Below are 19,165 nucleotides of genomic sequence, written 5' to 3'. Positions count from 1 at the left end.
CAACCGAACGTTACGTGGATGAGGGTTTTGAGAATGCAGAATGTCATGGCGGAGCAGCAAACGTATACCGATAACGGCCTGTTACTGGATGCACGTGAGCAGAATGTGCCACGTGGTGTGGTCACCGCGCATCCGTTGGTGATTGAGCGGGCGAAAGGCAGTGAAGTATGGGATGTCGAGGGCAATCGCTATCTCGATTTTGTAGGTGGTATTGGTGTGCTCAACGTCGGGCATAACCATCCGGCGGTGGTGAATGCGGTGACAAAACAGCTCGGTCTGGTGTCACACGCCTGTTTCCAGGTGGTGGCTTACCCAGGTTACATTGAGCTGGCGCAGCGCCTGAATGCCTTAGTGGGCAATGGAGAAGCCTATAAAAGCGTGTTCTTTACCAGCGGTGCGGAAGCGGTAGAAAATGCCGTGAAGATCGCCCGTGCGCACACCAATCGCAGCGGTGTGATAGCCTTTGACGGCGCATTTCACGGTCGTACGCTGCTGGGCTGCACCCTGACGGGCATGAGTCAGCCTTACAAACAGAACTTCGGACCTTTCGCGTCGGAAGTTTACCGCTTGCCCTATCCGAATGCTTTCCATGGTGTCAGTGATGATGACTGCCTGAAGGCACTGGATCAGCTGTTTGCGGTGCAGATCATGCCGGAACGCGTGGCCGCCATTATTATCGAGCCGGTACAGGGTGACGGCGGATTCCTGCCTGCGGGTGCCAACTTTATGCAGGCGCTGCGTCGTATCACGGAAAAACACGGCATCGTGTTGATTCTTGATGAGGTGCAGACTGGATTTGGACGCACCGGCACCATGTTTGCCTTCCAGCAGCTTGGCATCACGCCGGATCTGGTGACGGTGGCGAAAAGTCTCGGGGGTGGTTTGCCGATTTCAGGTGTGGTGGGTAAGGCCGCGATCATGGATGCGCCGTTACCGGGAGGCCTCGGCGGCACTTACGGCGGTAACGCGCTGGGTTGCGCGGCGGCACTGGCGGTGCTGGATCTGCTGGAGCACGACAATCTGCTGGCCCGCAGTCATCAGCTGGGTGAACAACTCAATGCGCGTCTGCAGCAGTTGGCGGAAAAATATGCCTGCATTGGTGAAGTGCGCGGCGTGGGCTTTATGCAGGCGGTGGAGATCATCGACTTTGAAACCAAACGCCCTGATGCGGCGATGACGCAAAAAATCCTCGATTGCGCCTGCCAGGAGGGGTTGTTGCTGATTAAGTGCGGACTGCATCGCAACGTTGTACGCTTCCTCGCGCCACTGGTGACCACAGATTCACAACTGGAAGAAGCGCTGCATATTTTTGATATTGCATTGGCGCGTGCCAGCGGTCGTCTCGGATAAATCCCGCTTCCTCATTGATATCTCTGGAATTATTTACTGGACCAAAATAAAACGTGGTGCGCGCAGACGCTAGCGCCGCCACGTCAAAGCGTGATATACCATCGTAACAACCTGCGCGATTGGTCAACAATGAGGGGTGCTATGAACGGCTTAATGAAACTCGACCGCATCGACATCAACATTCTGGTGCAACTACAAAAAGATGGCCGTATCAGCAACGTCAATCTCGCCGACGCCGTAGGTCTTTCGCCCAGCCCCTGCTTGCAACGGGTGAAACGCCTTGAGCAGGCGGGTTTTATCACCGGCTATGAAGCCCACATCAATCTGACCAAAATCACCGATTCCGTGACAGTTTTCACCGAAGTGACGCTTTCGGGTCATCGCCGCGAAGACTTTATGAAATTCGAAAATGCCGTGCGCGATGTGGATGAGCTGATGGAGTGCCATTTAATTACCGGCGGCTATGACTATTTGCTGCGCTTTATTACCCGCAGCATTGAGCACTACCAGGAAGTGATTGAGAAGATGCTGGACGCGCAAATCGGCATCGATAAGTACTTCAGTTATATCGTGATTAAGTCACCGATTATGAAAAGCAGCGTGCCGTTGCGGTCGTTGATTTCGAAGCATAATCCGGTTGATTTTGGTGTGTAATCTGCCCTCATCCTGACCTTCTCCCGCCAGCGGGAGAAGGGACCGCTTGTGCCCCTGCCAGCTATTGGCTCTAACCATATTAATCGCACTGATCTGCTACCCATCGGGCGCTTATCCTGCCCATCACACCATCTGCTCCCCATTGGGCTCTGGTCCTAACACTCGCACCGATCGGCTCCCTCGCCCGCTAGCGGGAGAGGGCTGGGGTGAGGGAAATCGCGCGCACCGAATCCCACAGCATAAAATTTCTTCCCCGCCTTAAATTCCCTTTATCTTTACTGTTCAGGCCATGGCTTCAATCACGCCATGTTCCTGCGCACCCGTACACTTAATTTATCCCTTTACAAGGAGTTGCCATGACCGCCTTAACTTTTGCCGATCACCGCTGGCAGCGCGATGACTTCACTGTCTCCACCGAACGTCAGCGTCTGGACATGGACTACATCCACCAACAGCTGGTGGAAAAGTCGTACTGGGCCAAAGACCAGCCACGAGCCAAAACCGAACGTGCTTTTGCCGGCTCACTGCCGTTTGGTATCTATCACCAACAACAGCAAATTGGCTTTGCGCGCCTGGTGACGGATTACACCCGCTTCGGCTGGCTGTGCGATGTGATGATTGACGAAAACTGGCGAGGTCACGGGCTAGGGAGTTGGCTGGCGACCTGCGTGCGTGCGCACCCGGAACTGGCCACCGTACACCGCTGGATGCTCTCCACTAATGATGCCCATCAGCTGTATCAACGCCTTGGCTGGCGTGTGGTGCAGGACCCACAAAAACTGATGGAATTTCCTCTCTCCTGATAATGGAGCTTTCTCACCATGGGTTACCGCGTTGGCGTTGATATTGGCGGATCGTTTACCGATTTCGCCGTGCTGGATGAACAGACCAATCAGATTCATACCTTAAAAGTGCTGTCGCGTCCGGATCAGCCGGGCAGTGAAATTCTGACCGGACTGGCACAGTTGCAGCAGCGAGACGGGATTGAACCGCAGCACATTGACTACTTCACCCACGGCACCACCGTGGGCATCAACGCGGTGATCCAGCGTCGCGGTGTGCGGCTGGCGCTGTTCGCCACCGACGGTTTCTGCGACGTGCTGGAGCTGGCGCGTCTGAAGATCCCGCATATCCATGATCTCTTCTCACGCCGTCCAGCGCCTTTAATTTCCCGCAATCGGGTGTTCGCGATTAAAGAACGCACCGACCGCCACGGCAATGTCTTGCAGCAGGTAGATCGCCAAAGCGTATTGGAGTCGATTGAAAAAGCCCGCGCGTCGGGTTGTCAGGGGATTGTGGTGTCGTTGCTACACAGCTATCGCAATCGGCACAACGAAGCGGCGGTGAAAGCCATTATCGATGAAGTGGCCCCCGAACTGCTCACCTCCTGTTCGGCCGATATCTGGCCAATTATCCGCGAATACGAACGCACCATTACCGCCACCATCAATGCCTATGTGCAGCCGATGGTGATTCACTACCTCGAATCATTTGAGCGCGCGCTGCACACCATGGGCGTGCAGCCAGCACCGCGCATCACCAAATCCAACGGTGGTGTGATGGGGGTCGAGCAGGCCAAAAGCGAGTGCGTACAGATGGTGCTCTCCGGCACGGCATCGGGAGTGATCGGGGCCAGCTTCCTCGCCAGCGCCTGCGGTTTCGACAAAATCCTCAGCCTCGATATCGGTGGAACCAGTGCCGATGTGGCGGTGATCATTGATGGGCAAGTGGCGCAGGGCAACGGGGAAATCATCGGAGATTTTCCGATTTATATTCCGTCAGTGGCCGTGACCTCGGTTGGGCAGGGCGGCGGGTCGCTGGCGTGGATCGACAAGCAAGGCGTGCTGCAGATGGGGCCAGATAGCGCCGGATCGCTGCCGGGTCCGGTGTGTTTCCAACGCGGTGGCACGCAACCCACCGCCACCGATGCCTTTGCGGCTTGCGGCATGATCGGCCACGGCGATCTCGGTTACAACGCGGTCAAAGTGGATGTCGCCGCAGCACGTGCCGCATGGCAACCTCTGGCGGACCAACTCGGCATCACGGTGGAAGAGACGGCGGAAACCGCCATCGAGCTGGCTATTTCCAGTATGTACGGTGACACCAGCGGCCTGTTGTCACGTTTTGGGCTAGACCCACGTGAGTTTTGGTTCCTCGCGTTTGGCGGTGCCGGGCCGATGATGGGCTGCTTCCTCGCGCGTGAACTGAACATGAAAGGCGTGATTGTGCCGCCGACGCCGGGCGTGTTGTCGGCCTTGGGTGGGCTGGTGGCTGATATCCGCAATGATTTTATCCGCACGCTGTACAGCGATCTGGACAACGTACTGGCAGATCGTCTGGCAACCGAAGCGGAGGCACTGAGCCAACGCGCACGTGACTGGCTGACCGAACAGCACGGTGCCCAGATGCCGTTTACGCTGCACTACAGCGCCGACATGCGCTATCGCGGCCAGTCGTTTGAAATTGAAGTGGCACTGGAGCCGCAATGGCTGGCTCAGGCCGATAAGGTTGCACTGCATCAGGCGTTTGATCGCCAGCATCATCAGCTGTTTGGCCATTTTGATGCCAAAGCGCCTGTTCAGCTCATCAACCTGCGTTTAGTGATTGCCTCGCCCACGCCGAAACCTGAGCTGATTAGGTTACCCGCAGCGGAAGCCCCGGTTGAGGTGGTGAAATACGTTCCGGCCTGGATTGATGGCGCGTCGCATCAGGTGGCTGTTATCGCCCGTAGCACGCTGCGTGCCGGGCATCAGTTGACGGGTCCGGTGATTATTGCGCAAGACGACTGCACCACCTGCGTACCACCACAGATGCAGGTGGACGTGGATACCTTTGGCAACCTGCTGATCACCCCAGTGGAGGCGAACTGATATGGCTATTGATGGACGTAATCTGCAAATCCTGGCGAACTACTGTGCCGCCGCCGCGGATGCCATGGCCTTCACGCTAATGCGCACGGCACACTCCACCTTCGTGAAAGAAACTGAAGATTTTTCCTGTCAAATCGTCAGCCGTGACGGTCTGGCTTTTGCGTCTCCGCGCAGCTTTGGCGCGCCCTGGTACAGTGGTATCGATTACGGCCCGGTGCTGGCGTTGATCGACAGTTATGACGAGGGCGATATCTGCATCACCAATGATTCCTACGCGGGCAACGTGGCGACTCACACGCCCGATATTCACATCTGGAAACCGGTGTTCCATCAGGGTGAGATTGTCTGCTTTGTGGTGGGGCACATTCACAACACCGACGTCGGCGGTGCCGTACCGGCTTCTCTGTCGCGCTCCTTGACCGACATCGCGCAGGAAGGGATTCGCATTCCGCCGCTGAAGATGGTGCGCAACGGAGAAATGAATGACGAAGTGGCGCGCATTATGCGGCTCAACGTGCGCGCGCCGGATCAAAACTGGGGTGATTTCAAAGCGCAGATTGCTTCGGTTAACGTCGGCGAGCGCAAGATCCATGACATCATTGCGCGTTTTGGCATCGAGGATTTCCGCCAGGGGATTGCCGGCATTCTGGATTATGCGGAAGCGCAGGCGCGCAGCATCATCGCTACCATTCCCGACGGGGAATACTTCTATGCGGACTTTGCCGATGAAGATGGCGAAGGCGGCTTCCCCTGTCGCGTGGCGATCACTTTGCGCATCACCGGCGACACGCTGGAGCTGGATTACACCGGCAGCGATCCCCAACTGACATCTTCACTGAATATGCCAACCGGTGGACGCGAGCGCCATCCTCTGGCGCTGGTGGGGGTGACTTACGTGCTTTCCACGCTGGATCGCCAGCTACTGCTTAATGCGGGTACGTTACGGCCGACGCGCGCGATTTTGCCGCCGGGGACGGTGATGAACTGCGAGGCACCTGCTGCAGTTGGGATGCGCTCGCTGACCTGCGCGTTATCGCAGATTGCGACCATTGGGGTGTTCTCGCAGGCGCTACCGGATCGCCTTCCGGCCAACTCTCCGGGCGGAAACTCAATCATGAATATTCGCACCAGCGACAGTTTGAATCGCAGCGTGGTGGCATCGCTCGGCCCGGTGGGGGGTGGTGCAGGAGGGACGCCGTGTCACGATGGTCCAGACGGATCAGGCGGACTGTCCGCTTTCCTGAAAAACACGCCAATTGAGATCAATGAGGCAGAAGTGCCGATTCATTTTCATCGCTATGGTCTGGCGGCAGACAGCGCCGGTGCGGGGCGTTATCGTGGCGGTCTGGCGACAGAGATGGCGTTCGAAGTGTTCGCACCGAATACCACGGTCACAGCGCGTAACCGCAATCGATCAGTGTTTGCCTCGGCCGGGGTGCTGGGCGGCGAGTCGGGCGCACTGTCGCACTTCCGCACGCTGCGGAACGGGCAAGTCATTGAACACGGTAATACCGATGTGATCCGCTGTCAGCCCGGCGATATCGTTGAGGTGCGTGGACCGGGTGCGGGCGGCTACGGTTTGCCAGCAGAGCGTGACGCAGAGGCCGTGCTGCAAGATGTGCGCTGTGGATTTGTCTCTGTGCTGGTTGCACGAGACCGCTACGGGGTGGCGATCGTGGCGGGTGAAATTGACCAGGCAGACACTTCACGCTTGCGTGCGGAGATGCGGGTAAATGTTGCTCAGCACTTCGACCACGGTCCGGCACGGACGGCTTTTGAACAGGTTTGGACCCTGGGGCGCTATCAGTTGCTCACGGCGTTTCTGGCATCAGCGCCAATAACCTGGCGGCATTTCCTGAAACAGCAGGTGTTTGAAGCCGTTGCGCTGGATGCCGGGCGGCCGATGTCCGAGATTTTTAGTGAACTGCAGCAGCGCTATCCCGCCATGATGCCCGCTTCGCACTAAGCGCTAATCTCAGCGGCGCGGCTTTGCCATAGTTATTGACCTTGCCCGATGACGGTTCATCGGGCACCTTTAAGGGGACTTCACTATGGCTTCAGCAAACACACCGGTTTGGTTTATTTCGGGGTGCTCTACCGGCTTTGGTCGTGAACTGGCACAACAGACCATTGCGCGTGGTTTTAATACCGTGGTGACCGCACGCGATCTCAGCAAGGTGCAGGATCTGGTTGCGGGCCACCAGAACGCATTGGCGGTAGAGCTGGATGTGACCGATCAGAGCAGCATTCATCGCGCTGTCCACGCCGCACAGGAGAAGTTCGGCACCATCGATGTGCTGGTGAACAATGCGGGTTATGGTTATCAAAGTTCGGTGGAAGAGGGCGATGAAAACGAGATCCGCGCGCAATTTGATGCCAACGTGTTTGGCCTGTTTGCTTTGACCCGCGCGGTGCTGCCAGGGATGCGCAAGCAGCGCCGTGGGCATGTGATTAATATCACCTCTGTGGCCGGTTTTATTGGCTTTGCCAGCTCGGGTTACTACTCTGCCAGCAAGCATGCGGTTGAAGGCTGGTCTGATTCGCTGGCGCTGGAAGCCGCGCCTTTAGGCATCCATGTGACCTGTGTTGAACCGGGCCCGTTCCGCACCGACTGGGCGGGACGTTCGTTGCATCAGACCCCCAGCAACTTGCCAGAATACGCCGACACCGCTGCCGCACGTATGAAAGCCACCTCCGCCTACAGTGGCACGCAAGCGGGTGACCCCGCACGCGCCGCGACCGCGATGATTGCCATCACGGAACATGACAACCCTCCCCGCCATCTGGTGATGGGCGCATGGGGTTATGATGCAGTGACGAGCAAACTGAAAGAGCGTCTGGCGCAGATAGAGGCATGGAAACAAATGTCGTTGGATACGGATTTTCCGTCATAACTGTTTAATCGTAGGGTGCGCATTTATGCGCACCTGGACTACACCATCTTCTCAATCTCTTCGTACGGCACTGCCTGGCTGAATAAATACCCCTGCAATTGATTGCATCCAGCGTCGGCGAGGGCGTTTTTCTGGCCTTCGGTCTCGACCCCTTCGGCGGTGACGGTTAAGCCCATGGCGTGTCCGAGGCGCACCACCGATTCAATAATCGCGGTAGAGTTTTGTGCGACACCCAATGATTGGGTGAACGAGCGGTCGATCTTAATTTTATCTACCGGGAAAGTGCTGAGGTAATTCAGGCTGGAGTAGCCAGTGCCGAAATCATCCAGCGCAATGCGGAAACCGGCTTCGCGCAGCGCAATGATATTGTTACGCGCCTCGTGTTCATCTTCGATTAGCACGCCTTCGGTGATCTCCAGCTCCATATGCTGCGGGTTGGCACCTTCTTCACGCACAATCTCAATAATGCGTTCAACAAAGCCGCTGGCGCGGAACTGCACCGGTGAGACATTCACGGCCACAATCACCTGCGGCAGTTTTAACGAGGTTTTGCAGGCTTCGCGCAACACCCATTCACCGAGCGGAATAATCATCCCGGTCTCTTCAGCGATGGCGATAAAGTCACCCGGAGAAACGTCACCACGCACAGGATGATGCCAGCGCAGCAGGGCTTCCAGACCGACCACGCGCTGCCCACTGATCTCCATCAACGGCTGATACCACACGCGCAGCCCAGCGAAATTGACTAATGCATGACGTAAGTCTGTCGCCATCTGCTGACGGGTGCGCAACGATTCGTCCATCACTTTCTCAAATTGACGATACTGGCCACGTCCGCTGTTTTTCGCTTCATACAGCGCGATATCCGCTTTGCGCATCAACTCCAGACGATCAATGCCATCTTTGGGGGCTAATGCCAGCCCAATGCTTACGCCCACCCAGGCCTCACTGCCTTGCAGATCATAGGGTTCACTCAGCTCGCTGATAATACGTTTAGCCAGCGCCTGCACCTGACCAATATTATCGACGTCCGGCATGATGATGATGAACTCATCTCCGCCAATGCGCCCGACGGTATCGGTGGCTCGCAGAATGTGGGTCAGACGCCGCGCAACCTCAATGATCAGCTCATCGCCAGCATGATGGCCGTAGGTATCGTTGATGTTTTTGAAACGGTCTAGATCGAGCAGCAGCAACGCCACCCGTTGATCGTGTCGCGCAGATGCAGCCAACGCCTGGGTTAAACGATCTTCCACCAAAGCGCGATTGGGCAGACCGGTCAGCACGTCATGAAATGCCAGGTGCTGTGCCTGGGCTTCGCTGGCACCCAGTTTTAACAGCGACTGTGACAGGTTCAGCGATGACGTCCAGATACGCCGCACCATAAACAGGCACAGTAAGGTAATCAGAATCACGGACAACAAGGTAGAAGGCCCCAACATCCGCAACATTTGTGCGCCCGGCTTATCGGGCTGCCAGGTAAGATAGCCCACGGCATCACCCTGTTGGGAATTGAGTTGGTAAAGTGCATCGGTGCCTTTCTGCGGCGTACCGTCACTAAAGTGCAACTGCTGTAACTGACTGCGATCGGCCAGATTACGCAAATAGCCGTCATCGAGGAATTTAATGCTCACCAGCCGATAGCGACCCGCTTCTCGCGTGCTGCTGATATCTCCCACCGCCAGTGCGGCCGCACGCGGACCAATACGGACAAAGTCGGCACGATCGCTTGGGCCCGCCACTTCATCGCTGCTTACCACCAGTGGGCTGCGCAGCATATCCAGCAGGTAATGGCCGATACTGTCGGCGGATACGCGCTGGCCGTTGCGCCACACCGCCAGCGGTTGGTTATCCCGATCCAGTAGCAGAATCAGTTGATGATCGAACATATCGTACAGCCAGCCGCCAATATTTTGATCCAGCCAGTTTTGGTCAGGTGTGCCTGAAGCGAGTTGATTAGCCAGCGGCGACCAGCGCGTCAGGCTGCGGAGCTGGCGCAGGTGTTCGCTCAGACTTTGAGCAAACGACGCCTCAATCATTCGCTGCTGCTGCGAGCGCGCTTGATCGTTGGTCAAAGAGGTGCCCCAGAACAGGCCAACACCTGCACCGGCAAAGGTTAAAACTAAAATCGCCACTAAAGGCAAAATCACTTCCCGAACAAAATTGCGGCGAAAACCGTCGGACAGTTTTATTGTGTTAATCATTTCAGGGTTCGCGTAACAAGGAGGGGTCATTTAATAAGTTAGCAGAGTTTCTGCAAGCTGCATCCTGTAAGGCTATAGATAAATGAGTGAAAATAAGTGAAATTTTTTTGATGACTGTCACAAAGGCAACAGTTAAAAATTTTTTATTGAAACGCCAGCCGTTTCGCTTCAATTCTTCTGCCCTAATACAAATTCATCCTCGCGTCATTGAGCCGTCACGGCGCTGTCATCTGGCTCGCGCACTGTAGTCGCCATCCCGCAGCAACCTTCGCTGCGTTCCTCAACCTGAAGCGAATGAGGTATTGAGCGTGATGGAGATATCCAGACATCCGACCACTGTATATCAGGCGGTCGCCGCCCAACTGGAGCAGGCACTGCAAGAGCGTTATCGCTGCGGTGACTATCTGCCTTCCGAACAACAGCTGGCCGATCACTACGAAGTTAACCGCCACACGCTGCGTCGTGCGGTGGATGAACTGGTCAATAAGGGGCTGCTGCAGCGTCGTCATGGTGTCGGCATCCTGGTGCTGATGCGCCCTTACGATTACCCACTGCATGCGCAGGCGCGCTTCAGTCAGAACCTGTTAGAGCAGGGCAGTCATCCCACCAGTGAGCGCCTGTTAGCAGTACTGCGCCCGGCCAGCAGCGATGTGGCCAGCGCGTTGGCTATCAATGAAGGCGACAACGTGATTCATCTGCGCACCCTGCGCCGGGTGAACGGCGTGCCGGTGTGTGTGATTAACCACTTTCTGCCTGAATTAAGCTGGTGGCCGACGTTACAACAGTTTCAGAGCGGTTCATTGCACGACTATATGCAGCAGCACCTGGGCCTGGATTTAACCCGTTCGCAAACCCGTATCAGTACCCGCCGCGCACAGGCGAAAGAGTGTAAACAGCTGGAGATTGCGCTGCAGTCACCGCTGCTGTGTGTGCGCACCCTGAATAAACACCGCGACGGCCAGGTAGCGGAATACTCCGTCAGCCTGACGCGTGGCGACATGATTGAACTCACCCTGGAGCATGAATGAAACAGCAAACCGCCCGCCAGCATTGGCTTGCGGTGCTGGCGCACAGTGACGCCAACACCCTGAATGCCCACTGGCAGCCGCTGCACCTCAATAGTGATTTCGAGTCTGTGCGTCCGGCTGAAACCGGATTGACGCGCCTGCAAGCGCGCATGGGGGGAAGCGGTAAACGCTTCGTGATGGGCGATGCCACCGTCACACGTGCGGTAGTGAAACTGCACGATGGCACCCTTGGTTTTAGTTATGTGCTGGGACGCGATAAAGCGCACGCCGAACGCTGTGCGTTGATCGATGCGCTGCTGCAACAGCCAGAAACCCACGCGCTGTTGCAGGAAAAATTAATTGCCCCGCTGGCGGCACTGCGAGAAGAGCAGCGTCAGCTGCGCGCGCGTGAAATCGCCAGCTCTAAAGTGGATTTCTTTACGCTGGTTCGCGGAGATAACTCATGACATTACTGGCCAGTTTTAACCATCCGGTTGCCGATTCACAGCGTGCCTTCCGTCGCATCCTGAAAGCCATGAGCGAGCCAGGCGTAATGGTCTCTCTGCCCTTGCAACAGGGGTGGGGCGATCTGTCGCCTGCGGCAACTGCCGTGTTACTGACATTGGTGGATCAGGAGAGCGCGTTGTGGCTAGACAACCGCATCGACAGCGAGATGCTGCGCAGCAACCTGCGTTTCCATACCGGTGTGCCGATTGTTGAACACCGTGATGCGCCTTTTGCCCTGACTCATGCGGCTGCCAATCCCGATCCGGCGCAGTTTGCGGCGGGCGACAATATGTCACCGGAGAAAAGCACCACACTGATCATCGAAGTGCCCGCGCTTAACGGCGGTCTAACCTTGCGTCTGTCTGGCCCTGGGCTGCGTGAACCTCGCGCGATTGCGCCACAACTGCCGGAAGCGGTTCTGACCTATCTGCGTGAGCGTCCCCATCCATTCCCATTGGGTGTCGATCTGATTTTCACCTGTGGTGAAGCGATGATGGCACTGCCACGCACCACCGATGTGGAGGTGTGCTGATGTACGTCGCGGTTAAAGGGGGCGAAAAGGCGATAGCCAGCGCGCACGAGCTGCAGGCGGATTTACGCCGTGGCGACCGTGATGTGGCCGAGCTGGGGTGCGATCAGGTTGCTGGCCAGCTCGGTCTGGCGGTGGATCGCGTGATGACCGAAGGCGGTATTTACGATCCGCAGTTAGCCGCGTTAGCGATTAAGCAAGCCAGCGGCGACATGGTGGAAGCCATTTTCCTGCTGCGTGCCTACCGCACCACCTTGCCACGCCTGGCCGACAGTCTGGCGCTGGAAACCGACGAGATGCGCATCGAACGACGTATCTCTGCGGTTTATAAGGATTTACCTGGCGGCCAGGTATTGGGCCCCACTTACGATTACAGCCATCGTTTGCTCGATTTCACGCTGCTGGCCAATGGCGAGACGCCTGCGGCACCGCGCGACGATCAGTCGCTGCCAGAGCATTGTCCGCATGTGTTCAGCATGATGACCCGTGAGGGGCTGGCGGCGCGTGAAGAGGATGACGGCAGTGAGCCTTGTGACATCACCCGTGAGCCACCAGGTTATCCCGCCAGCCGTGCTGCCCGTCTGCAACAGCTGGTGCGCGGCGACGAAGGTTTCCTGCTGGCGTTGGGTTATTCAACCCAGCGCGGCTACGGACGTAACCATCCGTTTGCTGGTGAGATCCGCACCGGCTATCTCAGCGTATCCATCTGCCCGGAAGAGCTGGGTTTCGAGATCGATATCGGCGAAATCCTGCTGACGGAGTGTGAAATGGTCAATGGCTTTACCACGCAAACCGAAGGTGCGCCGCACTTCACCCGCGGTTACGGCCTGGTGTTTGGTCGTTCAGAGCGTAAGGCCATGGCGATGGCGCTGGTGGATCGTGCCTTGCAGGCCCCCGAGTACAACGAACGGATCGCCGGCCCGGCGCAGGACGAAGAGTTTGTGCTGTCACATGCTGACAACGTTGAAGCGGCAGGTTTTGTTTCGCATCTGAAACTGCCGCACTACGTCGATTTCCAGGCGGAGCTTGAGTTGCTGAAACGGCTGCGCGAACAGGTTCAGGAGCAAAACGATGAGTGAGTTAACCGGCTATAACAACGGTTATCTGGATGAGCAAACCAAGCGCACCATTCGCCGCGCCATTCTGAAAGCGGTCGCGATTCCGGGTTATCAGGTGCCGTTTGCCGGGCGTGAGATGCCAATGCCGTACGGTTGGGGTACCGGAGGTATTCAGATCACTGCCAGCATTATTGGTGACAGCGACGTGCTAAAGGTGATTGACCAGGGCGCGGATGACACCACCAATGCGGTATCGATTCGTCGCTTCTTCCAGCGTGTCAGCGGTGCAGCCACCACCGAAGCCACCAAAGACGCAACTTTGATCCAGACGCGTCATCGCATTCCTGAGACGCCACTGGAAGAAGATCAGGTGCTGATCTTCCAGGTGCCGATCCCGGAGCCGCTGCGCTTTATTGAGCCACGTGAGACCGAAACCCGCACCATGCACGCGCTGGAAGAGTACGGGATTATGCAGGTGAAACTGTATGAGGACATCGCCCGTTATGGCCATATCGCCACCACCTATGCCTACCCGGTTAAGGTCAACGATCGCTACGTCATGGACCCCTCACCGATTCCGAAATTCGACAACCCGAAGATGCACATGATGCCTGCACTGCAGTTGTTTGGTGCCGGACGTGAAAAACGCATCTATGCGCTGCCGCCGTATACCAAAGTAGAGAGCCTCGATTTCGATGACCACCCGTTCACCGTGCAAAGCTGGGATGAACCCTGTGCACTGTGCGGTTCGCGCCACAGCTATCTCGATGAGGTGGTAATGGATGATGCCGGTACGCGCATGTTTGTCTGCTCCGATACCGATTTTTGCCACCAGCAGCAGGAACAACAGCATGCACAGTGAACAGCCGCTGCTTGCGGTCAACAATCTGACGCACCTTTATGCGCCAGGCAAAGGCTTTGAAGATGTCAGCTTTGAACTCTATCCGGGTGAAGTGCTGGGTATTGTTGGGGAATCCGGTTCGGGTAAAACCACTTTGCTGCGCAGCCTGTCGGCCCGTTTAGCGCCGCAGCAGGGCAACATTCTTTATCGCGCCCAGGATCTCTATCAGCTGAGTGAAAGCGATCGTCGCCGTCTGCTGCGCACGGAGTGGGGGGTGGTGCATCAGCATCCGCTCGACGGCTTGCGTCCGCAGGTCACGGCAGGCGGCAATATTGGCGAGCGCTTAATGGCCGTGGGTCAACGCCATTACGGTGACATCCGTAATGAGGCGATGCGCTGGTTGCAGGACGTTGAGATCCCGGCCAACCGTATTGATGACCTGCCCACCACCTTCTCTGGCGGCATGCAGCAGCGTTTGCAGATTGCGCGCAACCTGGTGACCCAGCCCACGCTGGTGTTTATGGATGAGCCAACCGGTGGTCTGGATGTGTCGGTGCAGGCTCGACTGCTCGACCTACTGCGCACTCTGGTGCGTGAGCTGAATCTGGCGGTGGTGATTGTCACTCACGATCTCGGCGTGGCGCGCTTGCTGGCGCACCGTTTGCTGGTGATGAAGCAGGGCAGAGTGGTGGAGAGCGGTCTCACCGACCGGGTGCTGGACGATCCGCATCATCCTTACACCCAACTGCTGGTTTCATCGGTATTGGCGTAACGTTTTTGCCAGGTGCGCATCAATGCGCACCCTACAACATCGGGTCATAACCGTGAGTAAGAGTGGGCTTGGAGCGTTGTAGGGTCGCCATTTATGGCGACTGCGAATCAAACATCAGGACATCAACATGCAACCTTTATTGCGCGTAGAGAAACTCAGCAAAACCTTCGTGCTGCACAACCAGAGCAGTGCTGCGCTGCCGGTGTTACAGGACGCCAGCCTTGAAGTGTGCGCCGGTGAATGTGTGGTGCTGCACGGCCGTTCAGGTAGCGGAAAATCCACGCTGCTGCGTGCGCTGTACGGCAACTACCAAGCCAACAGTGGTCACATCTGGCTGCAACATCAGGGCGAATGGATCGATATGGCACAAGCCCCTGCACGCCAGATCCTGGCGATTCGCCGCGAAACCGTGGGCTGGGTAAGCCAGTTTTTGCGCGTGATCCCGCGTGTGCAGACGCTGGAAATCGTGATGCAACCGCTATTGGAGCGAGGCGTGGAGCGCGCGTTCTGTGAAAAGCGAGCCAAAGAGTTGCTGACGCGGCTGAATGTACCAGAGCGTTTATGGGCGCTCGCGCCGTCCACCTTCTCCGGTGGTGAACAGCAGCGAGTGAACATTGCGCGTGGCTTTATTGCCGACTATCCGGTGCTGTTACTGGATGAGCCCACCGCCTCTCTCGACAGCGCCAACAGCGCCGCCGTGATGGAATTGATTGAACAGGCGCGTGCACGGGGTGCCGCCATTGTAGGTATTTTCCATGACGAAGCGGTGCGCGCACGCGTGGCCGATCGCCTGCACGTCATGCAGCCGGTAAAAACAGGAGCAGAAGCATGATCGTCAACAACGTCCGTCTGGTGCTGGAACAGGAAGTGGTGTCGGGTTCACTGGAGATCCGCGATGGCCGCATTGCCAGCTTCAGCGACAGCGCCAGCCAACTGCCGGGTGCGCTGGAGGGGGAAAACGCCTTCCTGCTGCCGGGGCTGGTGGAGCTGCATACCGATAACCTCGATAAATTTTTTACCCCTCGCCCAAAAGTGGACTGGCCTGCACATTCAGCTATGAGCAGCCACGATGCGCTGATGGTCGCCAGCGGCATCACCACAGTATTAGATGCCATCGGCGTGGGGGATGTGCGCGACGGCGGCCATCGCATCGAAAACCTCAGCAAGATGATCAACGCGATTCAGGACAGCAACCGTAAAGGCATCAACCGTGTGGATCACCATCTGCATCTGCGCTGTGAACTGCCACACAACACCACGCTGCCGCTGTTTGAAACGCTGATGAGCACACCAGAGCTGTCATTGGTGTCGTTGATGGACCATTCACCAGGCCAGCGTCAGTACGCTTCTCTTGAGATGTACCGCACCTACTATCAGGGCAAGTACTCGCTGAATGATGAGCAGATGGATCAGTTTGAGCGTGAGCAACTGGCGCTGGCCGCTGAATTCTCCACGCCGAACCGCAATGCCATCTCCAGCCTGTGCCGTTCACGTGGTATTCCGATTGCCAGCCACGACGATGCCACAGCGGCGCACGTGGCGGAATCACATGAAGTGGGCAGCACCATCGCTGAGTTCCCCACCACCCTTGAGGCGGCACGCGCTTCACGTGAGTGCGGAATGCAGGTGCTGATGGGCGCACCGAACATTGTTCGTGGGGGATCGCACTCCGGGAACGTGGCGGCATGGGAGCTGGCCAGCCATGGCCTGCTGGATATCCTGTCTTCGGACTACTATCCGGCAAGCCTGCTGGATGCAGTGTTCCGCCTGGTGGCCGACGAGCGTAACAGCCTGACGTTGCCTCAAGCCGCCGCACTGGTGACACGTAATCCGGCTCGCGCGATCGGCTTGCACGATCGCGGGGTGATTGCCGAAGGACAGCGCGCCGATCTGATTCTGGCGCATACCGAACATGGCCATCCGCACATTCGCCACGTCTGGTCGCAGGGTAGGCTGGTGTTCTGATGGCGCGCCTGATCTGGCTAACCGGGCCTTCGGGCTCGGGTAAAGACAGCTTGTTGAACGCGTTACGCGAAGCGCCGCCCGAAAGGTTGGTGATTGCGCATCGTTACATTACCCGCCCGGCGGATGCCGGGGGGGAAAACCATGTCGCGCTGAGTGAAGCGGAATTCCGGCGACGTGAAGCCCTCGGCTTGTTTGCCATTAGCTGGCAAGCGCATGGCTTGCATTATGGACTGGGCGAAGAGATAGACCACTGGCTGGCACGCGGGTTAAACGTGTTGGTGAATGGTTCACGTCTGCATCTACCCACAGTGCAACAGCATTACGGTGCCCGGTTATTGCCGCTGGTGTTGCAGGTGTCGCCTGCGGTGCTGGAAGCGCGGCTGCGGCTGCGTGGACGTGAAAGTGAAGCAGAGATTAGCAAACGACTGGCACGCGCAGCGGAACCCTTGCCTGCGCACTGCCATCCGCTCAATAACGATGGCGCACTGAGTGATACGCTTGAGAAGCTGCGCCAACTGCTGGAACATCCGCCATGAAACTCACTTTTCTCGGAACCGGCGGGCAAACCAGTCCCGTCGCGACAAGCTACGCTGTCACCGTTTAATCACTTTACTGTCATCAAGTCTTCATCGGATTTGCCCGTAATAACGGGCAATCAAGACCTCAGAGAGTGGAGTGCATCATGGCACAGGCATTACTGAAAACCGTTATCGACAATCCTTACGTTCCACACGCCGGGCAGGGTAACAAGGTGCTGTCGGTACAGGGACTGTGCAAGGCGTACGGCGAAAACCGCGTACTGGATAATGTCAGCTTCGATCTGCATGCGGGCGAGCTGGTGGCCGTGATTGGTCGCTCTGGCGCAGGCAAATCGACACTGTTACACATGCTGAACGGCACCATCAGTGCGTCACAGGGGGCGATTCTCAGCAACCGTCCCAATCAAGCGGATCGTGATGTGGTGACGCTCAACAGCCGCCAGATGCGCGAGTGGCGTAGCGAATGCGGCATGATTTTCCAGGACTTCTGTCTGGTGCCGCGTCTCGATGTGTTGACCAACGTGCTGCTTGGCCGTCTGAGTCAGACCTCAACGCTGAAATCTTTCTTTAAAGTCTTTTCCGAAGCAGACCGCGCGCAGGCGATTGAGCTGCTGCAGTGGATGAACATGCTGCCGCAGGCGCTGCAGCGTGCTGAGAATCTCTCGGGCGGACAGATGCAGCGCGTGGCAATTTGCCGTGCACTGATGCAGAACCCGCGCATCCTGCTGGCTGATGAGCCGGTCGCGTCGCTCGATCCGAAAAACACCAAACGCATCATGGATGTGTTGCGTCAGGTGAGCGAGCAGGGCATCAGCGTGATGGTGAACCTGCACTCGATTGAACTGGTGAAGCAGTACTGCAACCGTGTTATCGGCATTCAGCGCGGCAAAGTGCTGTTTGACGGACATCCTTCTCAGTTGACCGACGGCCTGCTGCACGAGCTGTACGGCGACGAAATTAACCAGCTCCACTAACTCCCACGGCAAGAGAAAAACCACGAATGAAACTGACCTCTTTAGCTTTACTGACTGGCGCTCTAATGGCTTTTGGCGTTAACGCAGCGGATGCACCAAAAGAGTTGAACCTCGGAATTTTGGGTGGCCAGAACGCCACTCAGCAGATTGGCGATAACCAGTGCGTGAAAGATTTCTTCGACAAAGAGCTGAATGTCGATACCAAGATGCGCAACTCCTCTGACTATGCAGGCGTGATTCAGGGCCTGCTGGGCAACAAAATTGATATGGTGCTGAGCATGTCTCCAGCATCCTATGCGTCTGTTTATCTGCAGAACCCGAAAGCCGTAGACGTGGTGGGGATCGTGGTGGATGACAAAGACGGTTCACAGGGTTACCACTCTGTGGTGATCGTAAAAGCCGACAGCCCGTATAAAAAGCTGGAAGATTTGAAAGGCAAGTCATTCGGCATGGCTGACCCGGATTCAACCTCTGGCTTTCTGATGCCAAACCAGGCATTCAAGAAAGAGTTCGGTGGCACCGTTGACGATAAGTACAACAACACCTTCTCTAGCGTGACCTTCTCTGGCGGTCATGAGCAGGACATCCTCGGTGTGTTGAACGGTCAGTTTGAAGGTGCGGTGACCTGGACTTCCCTGATCGGTGATTACAACACCGGCTATACCTCGGGTGCTTTTGGCCGTCTGATTCGTATGGATCATCCAGACCTGATGAAGCAGATTCGCATTATCTGGCAGTCGCCGCTGATCCCGAACGGCCCGATCCTGGTCAGCAACAACTTACCCGCTGACTTCAAAGCGAAAGTGGTTGCCGCGATCAAGAAGCTGGATAAAGAAGATCACAGCTGTTTTGTTAAAGCGGTCGGTGGTGCTCAGCACATCGGTCCCGCCACCGTTGCGGACTATCAGAACATCATCGATATGAAGCGTGATTTGATGAAAGGTTCGCGCGGGTAATACCCATCGGTGCTGTCGTTGATAGAGGTGCGCATCAATGCGCAC

18 protein-coding genes are annotated in these 19,165 nt (G+C 56.9%); 17 read left to right on the top strand and 1 reads right to left on the bottom strand.

The window, feature by feature from the left end; translation table 11 throughout:
• Positions 1 to 33: 33 nt before the first annotated feature.
• The 6 genes from gabT to QMZ30_RS21925 all read left to right on the top strand — a co-directional run bounded on the left by gabT (position 34) and on the right by QMZ30_RS21925 (position 7,768).
• On the top strand, positions 34 to 1,350 hold the full coding sequence (gene gabT / locus QMZ30_RS21950; protein ID WP_039332193.1) for a 4-aminobutyrate--2-oxoglutarate transaminase: 1,317 nt from the start codon (positions 34 to 36) through the stop codon (positions 1,348 to 1,350).
• Between the two features lie 141 nt (positions 1,351 to 1,491).
• Positions 1,492 to 2,004 carry an Lrp/AsnC family transcriptional regulator gene (locus QMZ30_RS21945; protein ID WP_039332191.1) on the top strand — a complete coding sequence of 171 codons (513 nt, stop codon included), beginning with the start codon at positions 1,492 to 1,494 and terminating at the stop codon, positions 2,002 to 2,004.
• Positions 2,005 to 2,360: 356 nt separating this feature from the next.
• Complete coding sequence (locus QMZ30_RS21940) at positions 2,361 to 2,807, top strand: GNAT family N-acetyltransferase (protein ID WP_283228950.1); 447 nt, start codon at positions 2,361 to 2,363, stop codon at positions 2,805 to 2,807.
• Between the two features lie 18 nt (positions 2,808 to 2,825).
• Positions 2,826 to 4,874, top strand: coding sequence for a hydantoinase/oxoprolinase family protein (locus tag QMZ30_RS21935; RefSeq protein ID WP_283228949.1), 2,049 nt, complete (start codon positions 2,826 to 2,828; stop codon positions 4,872 to 4,874).
• A 1-nt stretch (position 4,875) separates the two neighbouring features.
• Positions 4,876 to 6,840 (top strand): hydantoinase B/oxoprolinase family protein, encoded by a 1,965-nt coding sequence (locus QMZ30_RS21930; protein WP_283228948.1) that lies wholly within the window; start codon positions 4,876 to 4,878, stop codon positions 6,838 to 6,840.
• Between the two features lie 85 nt (positions 6,841 to 6,925).
• Entirely contained in the window at positions 6,926 to 7,768 is an 843-nt protein-coding gene (locus tag QMZ30_RS21925; RefSeq protein WP_283228947.1) for an oxidoreductase, read from the top strand.
• A 38-nt stretch (positions 7,769 to 7,806) separates the two neighbouring features.
• On the opposite strand, the gene QMZ30_RS21920 is transcribed toward QMZ30_RS21925, so the two are convergent.
• Positions 7,807 to 9,972, bottom strand: a complete 2,166-nt coding sequence (locus QMZ30_RS21920) for a putative bifunctional diguanylate cyclase/phosphodiesterase (protein ID WP_283228946.1) — start codon at positions 9,970 to 9,972, stop codon at positions 7,807 to 7,809.
• 311 nt (positions 9,973 to 10,283) lie between these two features.
• Between QMZ30_RS21920 and phnF the strand changes: the two genes are divergently transcribed.
• The 11 genes from phnF to phnD all read left to right on the top strand — a co-directional run bounded on the left by phnF (position 10,284) and on the right by phnD (position 19,120).
• The gene (gene phnF, locus QMZ30_RS21915; RefSeq protein WP_039332177.1) at positions 10,284 to 11,000 is read left to right on the top strand and encodes a phosphonate metabolism transcriptional regulator PhnF; all 717 of its coding nucleotides are present in this window, start codon (positions 10,284 to 10,286) and stop codon (positions 10,998 to 11,000) included.
• On the top strand, positions 10,997 to 11,446 hold the full coding sequence (gene phnG / locus QMZ30_RS21910; protein ID WP_283228945.1) for a phosphonate C-P lyase system protein PhnG: 450 nt from the start codon (positions 10,997 to 10,999) through the stop codon (positions 11,444 to 11,446). Before phnF ends, phnG begins: the two co-directional genes overlap by 4 nt.
• The gene (gene phnH, locus QMZ30_RS21905) at positions 11,443 to 12,018 is read left to right on the top strand and encodes a phosphonate C-P lyase system protein PhnH (protein ID WP_283228944.1); all 576 of its coding nucleotides are present in this window, start codon (positions 11,443 to 11,445) and stop codon (positions 12,016 to 12,018) included. The genes phnG and phnH overlap by 4 nt, the downstream gene beginning before the upstream one ends.
• Positions 12,018 to 13,094, top strand: a complete 1,077-nt coding sequence (locus QMZ30_RS21900) for a carbon-phosphorus lyase complex subunit (protein ID WP_039332171.1) — start codon at positions 12,018 to 12,020, stop codon at positions 13,092 to 13,094. The genes phnH and QMZ30_RS21900 overlap by 1 nt, the downstream gene beginning before the upstream one ends.
• Positions 13,087 to 13,935, top strand: coding sequence for an alpha-D-ribose 1-methylphosphonate 5-phosphate C-P-lyase PhnJ (locus QMZ30_RS21895; protein ID WP_039332169.1), 849 nt, complete (start codon positions 13,087 to 13,089; stop codon positions 13,933 to 13,935). The genes QMZ30_RS21900 and QMZ30_RS21895 overlap by 8 nt, the downstream gene beginning before the upstream one ends.
• A complete protein-coding gene (gene phnK, locus QMZ30_RS21890; RefSeq protein ID WP_283228943.1) occupies positions 13,925 to 14,686 on the top strand; it encodes a phosphonate C-P lyase system protein PhnK in 762 nt (253 codons plus the stop codon). The genes QMZ30_RS21895 and phnK overlap by 11 nt, the downstream gene beginning before the upstream one ends.
• A gap of 127 nt (positions 14,687 to 14,813) precedes the next feature.
• Positions 14,814 to 15,518 carry a phosphonate C-P lyase system protein PhnL gene (gene phnL / locus QMZ30_RS21885; protein ID WP_283228942.1) on the top strand — a complete coding sequence of 235 codons (705 nt, stop codon included), beginning with the start codon at positions 14,814 to 14,816 and terminating at the stop codon, positions 15,516 to 15,518.
• On the top strand, positions 15,515 to 16,651 hold the full coding sequence (gene phnM / locus QMZ30_RS21880; RefSeq protein ID WP_283228941.1) for an alpha-D-ribose 1-methylphosphonate 5-triphosphate diphosphatase: 1,137 nt from the start codon (positions 15,515 to 15,517) through the stop codon (positions 16,649 to 16,651). The genes phnL and phnM overlap by 4 nt, the downstream gene beginning before the upstream one ends.
• Positions 16,651 to 17,187 carry a ribose 1,5-bisphosphokinase gene (gene phnN / locus QMZ30_RS21875; protein ID WP_283228940.1) on the top strand — a complete coding sequence of 179 codons (537 nt, stop codon included), beginning with the start codon at positions 16,651 to 16,653 and terminating at the stop codon, positions 17,185 to 17,187. Before phnM ends, phnN begins: the two co-directional genes overlap by 1 nt.
• Before the next feature lie 146 nt (positions 17,188 to 17,333).
• On the top strand, positions 17,334 to 18,164 hold the full coding sequence (phnC, locus tag QMZ30_RS21870; RefSeq protein WP_283228939.1) for a phosphonate ABC transporter ATP-binding protein: 831 nt from the start codon (positions 17,334 to 17,336) through the stop codon (positions 18,162 to 18,164).
• A 26-nt stretch (positions 18,165 to 18,190) separates the two neighbouring features.
• Positions 18,191 to 19,120 (top strand): phosphonate ABC transporter substrate-binding protein, encoded by a 930-nt coding sequence (phnD, locus tag QMZ30_RS21865; protein ID WP_039332155.1) that lies wholly within the window; start codon positions 18,191 to 18,193, stop codon positions 19,118 to 19,120.
• The last annotated feature ends 45 nt before the right edge of the window (positions 19,121 to 19,165 follow it).

Origin of the sequence: Pantoea sp. EA-12, assembly GCF_030053355.1 — a bacterium.
GTDB lineage: Bacteria > Pseudomonadota > Gammaproteobacteria > Enterobacterales > Enterobacteriaceae > Pantoea > Pantoea vagans_C.
This window is presented reverse-complemented; position numbering and strand designations above follow the sequence as displayed.